The sequence below is a fragment of the Mesorhizobium temperatum genome, assembly GCF_002284575.1.
GTDB classification, from domain to species: Bacteria; Pseudomonadota; Alphaproteobacteria; order Rhizobiales; family Rhizobiaceae; genus Mesorhizobium; species Mesorhizobium temperatum.
This window is the reverse complement of sequence record NZ_NPKJ01000026.1, coordinates 1-5482: the sequence shown is the minus strand read 5'-3', so window position 1 is coordinate 5482 and position 5482 is coordinate 1. Positions and strand designations below refer to the sequence as shown.

Below are 5482 nucleotides of genomic sequence, written 5' to 3'. Positions count from 1 at the left end.
GCACGCTGATCAGCCCGGCCCCCATGCCGGAGAGCGCGGCGACCAAGCCGTCAGCTACACCACTCCCTGGGACACGATCTCCCGGAACCTTTCTGGTTGCTGCGGACTTCTGGGATTCACTACGAATCCCAAATGAAGAGGCCTCCGCATGAAAGTCACTGCAGCAGGCATCGACCGCATCAAGATCGGCAATGCGGACGCGAGCGGCCACGGCGCGCATTTCGTCGTTTGGCTTTATCTTCAGGTCGACGAAGGCGGCACACAGACCGGTCAGGAACTGGTGGTGTCCGTGCCGTACGACGCGCATATGACGTTCGACAATCTCGCCACCCAGGCTTTCGAGAAGGCGCACGCCATGCTTCGCGCCTGCTGCGAGATAGATGAGTCCATGTGGTGGAAGCAGTTCAACCGCAGCCTGGCGCCGCTGCCCGAATGGACGCCGGGCCCGCAGTAGTTGGCAGACGCCCGAACCGGTCATTGCCGCGCGAGCGGCTTAGTCCTCCATCCTGAGCGGGCTTACGACTCCGAAACCTTGACCCCTGGCAATTTCGAATCACCGTGACCACTCGACCGCAAATGTCGGCGCGTCGGCTCCTTCGCCAGCCTGAAGGAATTCGACAACGGTCGACATCAGACACTCGGCAACTTTTCGGTTCATGGCCAGTTCGATCGGGTCAGAATCGGTATCCAGTTCAAGAATACCGATCAGCGGATCTCGTGAGAGCAGGGTGGGCAACACTGGCAAGCAGTTTGTTGTATCCCGTTTTGCTGGGCTTGCTCTTCATGTGTGTCTCCGACGGGAAGTGCGCGGTTCGGCGATCCTTCGCCTAAGTAGAGCGACACACTAGGACGGACGATCGATGCGCCGCTCATAAAGCTTCCCCGCAAGCTCATGGTGCCTTTGCTCCAATGCCATCCACCGGGCGAGGTCAGTCCGAACGTCGATCGCGGATAGTTCGGCAAGGATTGCCTTGATCTCGGCTATGATACTCTGGGCTTCTTGGTCGTCGCTGGGAATGATCATGCTCGCCTCCTAAATGGGCAGCAAACCACGGAATGCCCCATTTCAATAGTCCGTCGGGGAACCAAAGGAAATCAAATTGACGCGCTCGGCAGGGTTCGAACCGGCAACCTACGGATTCGAAGTCCGGTGCTCTATCCAAGTGAGCTACGAGCGCATGGCGGGTTGGGAATCGAGCGTTCCGGTGGGCCGATGTGAACAACCCGAGAGAGGGCGGAGGCGATGGCGCCGTTCTGATCACCCGGTCGCTATGGCCGGTCGTAGGTAGTGACGGTCGGCAGCGAACCGTATCTCGCCCTTATTCTCGCCCGCTCAAGTGATTGCCGCCTCGTGGAAACCGGCTGTTTTCGAGGCTACTTGTTAAATGTTCTGGATATCTGGAAGTACCCGCAGTCAGAGCAGTCGAACTCCAGATAGTCACCGATTGTTTCGCCGCCTTCTTGCAAATCGGGCATGGAGCCGAACGCTTTGCCATTCCATGTCCTCCCAATACCCTTCAAAGAAACCATACGCGGCACTCACGCACAAGCAGCGCTATTGCGTTGACGGAGTTCCCTTGGCTACCAAGCGCAACGAACGCCGGCGGAAGAAAGAGGCGGCTTAAGGAAGTGACTTGGCTAGATCAACCGATGCCGCTCCTTAGATTCGTTTGCCCGTCGCCTCGTGCCATTGGTGTCATTGGGTTTTAGCTCGCTGCGCCGCGTCGCTTTGAGCCCGATCTGAGTTCTTCTTCCTTCCGCTAGCGCCGCCTTCATTCTCCCATCGCTCGATCGCCCTCCGTTCGAGCGCCTTACGCGTCTTAAGCACGTCGAACTCAATGCCAACGCCAGCCGATAGAGCTTCACTTGCGATGGCGTCGGCAAGATCGGCGTCGGAGATTTCCAGTTCAGGAAAGATCTGTCTTATTGCTGCTAGGGCTTCCGAGAGAGCAAATGGTTTCGGGTCTCTTTGGACCTCGTTGAGGAAGGCGTTAATTGCGGCGCGCACTTCAGGCTGAATTCGGTGGGTCGGGTCCGCGCTATTCATGGCGATTCTCCCTGGCAATCGTCTTAACGGTGCATACGCGTTGAGGGTTCCCCACGCGCGCGGGCAGCAGTATTCGCGGGTAGCGACCACGGCCGGTGTGGCTTTCTTGCTTTCCGGATGGCTCGCCACCTTTATCTCGCGGCAAATCTGGCCTGTTTCGTCGATGATGCACACTGCGGTCTCTTTCACCGAGACGTCCAATCCGGCATAATATTTCATGCTGCGCTTCTCCCTCTGATGCTTGTGGCTGCTCCATGCAGACCACGTTTATCATCAGCTCGAAGCGCAGCACCTTCAACATATCCACCATGCACTCTCACTCGAAGATGAGGCTTAAGCCGAATACCCCATCTTCGGGCCGCACCCGAAGCGCCTCGGGTACACGCGCCTACGCCCTCCTTACAGAACGACGGCATTTCCACGCCGGCCGCGACAAGGACGGACAGGAGCGATTGATCGCGGGAACTCCGAGCACTCTTCCGCACCGCGCGAGCTTGATCGCGAACGGCGCGTCTGCCTGCTGAGGCTGACGCAGTCGCTTTCGATCATCGAATATCTGGTCGACACATGGGACAACCGCCCCAACCGAAGCCGCGTTCTCGACGACATGGTTACTGTGACAAGACGAACAGGGTATAAGGCTATCAGGCAGCAGAGTGGTTGAGGAACGCCCCACCGTCATGAAGCCGATGAACGAAGAGCACCTCGCGGTTNTGACAAGACGAACAGGGTATAAGGCTATCAGGCAGCAGAGTGGTTGAGGAACGCCCCACCGTCATGAAGCCGATGAACGAAGAGCACCTCGCGGTTCTACGCAGGCACATGGTCGAGATGATTGCAATCCATACCGACCTTGCAAGCGAAGAACTCGGCAAGGCGGCGCTCGATGAGCGCGTGATGGCTGCGATGCGGCGAGTGCCGCGGCATCTCTTCGTGCCAGCCTCGGTTGCGCCTTATGCCTACCAGGATATGCCGCTGCCGATCGGCTTCGATAAGACCGTCTCGCAGCCCTTCATCGTCGCTCTCATGACCGATCTCCTTGCTCCCCAACCGCACGAGGCAGTGCTCGAGATCGGCACCGGCCTGGGCTACCAAGCCGCAATCCTCGCGGAACTCGCCGGGCAAGTTTGGAGCGTCGAAATCATCGAGGAATTCGCATGCCATGCCGGAGCTCTCCTGCAGGGCCTCGGCACCTCCAATGTCGGCATTCGTGTCGGAGACGGGTCTCGCGGCTGGCCTGAGCACGCCCCATTCGACAAGATCCTGGTCACCGTGGCGGCTGAACGGACGCCGCCGGCTTTGCTTGAGCAGCTCAAGCCAGGGGGACGCCTGGTACTGCCTGTTGGATCTGAAGAAGTCCAGTTGCTGGCTGTCATCGACAAGGACGCGGCAGGGCAACTCAAGACTCGGAAACTCATCCCAGTTCGGTTCAGTCGGCTCGAAACGGTCACATGAGGGGTGCGGCTGCGCGGAGCCGTGCTGGAAGATCAGGATAACGCGCGCCGCATCGATCACACGGGCGCTGGATGGCATCGCCGATCTTTTGACATCCATGCCGCAACGCTACTCGTCGAGCACGCCTGCAGCCGCCGGTCGCAGCCGCTGGCGATCATGCCGGCGCGGTCGTATGCGCGCTTCTCAAAGACCCTTATCCAGCCTACTGTGTGCCTACCAGAGGGCAAATGGGTCGCTCATCTGGGAAATGACGGCCAAAGGCTCAAGGAATTCGCCCAGTGGCCAACACGTAGCGGGCAGGAGGTAACGATGGATCTCAAGGACAGGCGCCTCTGGTACGGCGTGGCAGCCGTGATCGTGGTATTGGTCGTGATTGCGTATGCGGCTGGTTGGTTTGGCGGCACACCGATACCTGCGCCGCAGCAATGAGAGCGATCGTCATTCTCGCTTGGCGGCAGCTGACTGCTCAGTCTCTAAAGGTCGAAGGAAGGGACACCTGATTGGCTGTTTCGCTGGTTCGGCTACCATCCTGACGACGCACAGCCTGGACGGTTTTTGAGATGGCTTCCGCTCAACTTGTTGGACGGACCGGTCCTTGGATCGCGCGCAATCCGCAACACTCCGCCATCGGGCCGGGTAACTTCGATAATGGTTTCGACGCGGACAAACTGCGATCCTACGGAGTAGCCAGGCGCCAGGTCATGCCGGAAGTCGTACACTGGAGCGACAAGGGCCCAACGACCGGGCGGAGAACTCGCATCAGCCCGGCCTTCGGCGGTTTCGAAGCTAAACTGCCACTCCCTTGATCCCGCTGCCCGGCCAGCGATGGAGCCGGGCTACTCCAGCACAGACTCTGCCCGTCGATCACCTCGATCGGCACGGACTCCAGACGGACATCGTCGAACAGCCGCGCATTTGACCGCGTTCGCCAAATTAATGGCCGGATCTTTGCGAAGCCTCCACATCTGCGTGAACGAAGCCCTCCAGGCATCATCGTGATTGGACTTCACGATCCGTTGGAGTCACGCTGGCTGCAGGCATAAGAAGGATATGGGTTGACCAACTATCGTCCGAATAGGAGGCCAAAATGAAACACCAGACGATCGAGCAACTGCAGATCGTCGCCGAGATCGATCAGGCCTACCCGCGCCAGGCCATGTCGCGCAGCGAACGTCTTGAACGCTGGGCGGAGCTCCTTGAACGGAACCCTGACCGGCGCCTCTCGACGCTGCACCAGACCGAGTATCAGCCGGTTAGAGCACGCGGGGCCATGCGCGGCGACGGCTCGCCGATCTCAGTCGCTTTCGAGGATCCTGTCCTCCGCGCCGCCGGGTTGGAAAACGACAACTACGGCGAAGCGAAGCGGTTCTTCGAACTGACCGACAGGCAATTGCATGAGATCATCTGCTATTGCCATTTCGGCGCGACGGTGACCGCCGCAACGGCCGCCCGTCACATCCGTGCGGCGATTGCCGGGAGACAGCCCGGCATGTTCGCTCGGATGCGTGAGGCGTTCGTCGGATAAGCCGGCGACGCTTCGCGGCATCATTGTTGAAGCGGGCTCGCATGGAAAGCCGCCGCCGCAGCGCAGGCAAGCGCTCCCCACGCGGGAAGGCTGCGTTGCATGAGCGATGGTGCGGTCATGACTATCCAAGGTCCTTTTCGAGAAGGGCGTCAACTGCTGGGCTGAATTGCGGATTAATATAGTCTGTTGTCGGCAAAATTAAGAGGGATGTATTACGATAAAATTGCTTATTGCTCCGCTTTTCGGACGGCCAAAAGCGCCGGCAACAACGACTGATTTACATTTCAAATATTTTCGGCTTGAGGAATTAAAAATTTGGCACTCCTATCATTCGAGTGCCAAAGGGGCTATGTTAAGTGTTGCAGTCGCTCTACGTGCGGCGGCAGAAAGAACCCCAATGAAATTCCGGCCACTCCACGACCGCGTCGTCATTCGGCGCGCGGAAGGCGATACCA

General features: G+C 58.9%; 6 protein-coding genes, 1 tRNA gene and 3 pseudogenes. 6 read left to right on the top strand and 4 right to left on the bottom strand.

What is annotated here, in order from left to right; all coding sequences use genetic code 11:
* Positions 1 to 148 precede the first annotated feature (148 nt).
* A complete protein-coding gene (locus CIT26_RS07875) occupies positions 149 to 454 on the top strand; it encodes a hypothetical protein (protein WP_095492061.1) in 306 nt (101 codons plus the stop codon).
* A 99-nt stretch (positions 455 to 553) separates the two neighbouring features.
* On the opposite strand, the gene CIT26_RS07870 is transcribed toward CIT26_RS07875, so the two are convergent.
* The 4 genes and pseudogenes from CIT26_RS07870 to CIT26_RS07855 all read right to left on the bottom strand — a co-directional run.
* A complete protein-coding gene (locus tag CIT26_RS07870) occupies positions 554 to 745 on the bottom strand; it encodes a hypothetical protein (RefSeq protein WP_425350328.1) in 192 nt (63 codons plus the stop codon).
* 99 nt (positions 746 to 844) lie between these two features.
* Positions 845 to 1024 carry a hypothetical protein gene (locus CIT26_RS07865; RefSeq protein WP_023797270.1) on the bottom strand — a complete coding sequence of 60 codons (180 nt, stop codon included), beginning with the start codon at positions 1022 to 1024 and terminating at the stop codon, positions 845 to 847.
* 80 nt (positions 1025 to 1104) lie between these two features.
* Positions 1105 to 1178 (bottom strand) — tRNA-Arg (locus CIT26_RS07860).
* 977 nt (positions 1179 to 2155) lie between these two features.
* Positions 2156 to 2266, bottom strand: a pseudogene (locus CIT26_RS07855) (IS110 family RNA-guided transposase); the annotation flags it as partial.
* A gap of 558 nt (positions 2267 to 2824) precedes the next feature.
* Between CIT26_RS07855 and CIT26_RS07850 the strand changes: the two are divergent.
* From CIT26_RS07850 to CIT26_RS37020, 5 genes and pseudogenes are all read left to right on the top strand, one after another.
* Positions 2825 to 3502 carry a protein-L-isoaspartate(D-aspartate) O-methyltransferase gene (locus CIT26_RS07850; protein WP_095492060.1) on the top strand — a complete coding sequence of 226 codons (678 nt, stop codon included), beginning with the start codon at positions 2825 to 2827 and terminating at the stop codon, positions 3500 to 3502.
* A gap of 21 nt (positions 3503 to 3523) precedes the next feature.
* Positions 3524 to 3931 carry a hypothetical protein gene (locus CIT26_RS07845; protein WP_095492059.1) on the top strand — a complete coding sequence of 136 codons (408 nt, stop codon included), beginning with the start codon at positions 3524 to 3526 and terminating at the stop codon, positions 3929 to 3931.
* Between the two features lie 233 nt (positions 3932 to 4164).
* Positions 4165 to 4286, top strand: a pseudogene (locus CIT26_RS35695) (IS6 family transposase); the annotation flags it as partial.
* A gap of 303 nt (positions 4287 to 4589) precedes the next feature.
* Positions 4590 to 5027: a hypothetical protein gene (locus CIT26_RS07840; RefSeq protein WP_095492058.1), complete on the top strand. Its 438-nt coding sequence runs from the start codon at positions 4590 to 4592 to the stop codon at positions 5025 to 5027.
* A 223-nt stretch (positions 5028 to 5250) separates the two neighbouring features.
* A pseudogene (locus CIT26_RS37020) lies at positions 5251 to 5482 on the top strand (hypothetical protein); the annotation flags it as partial.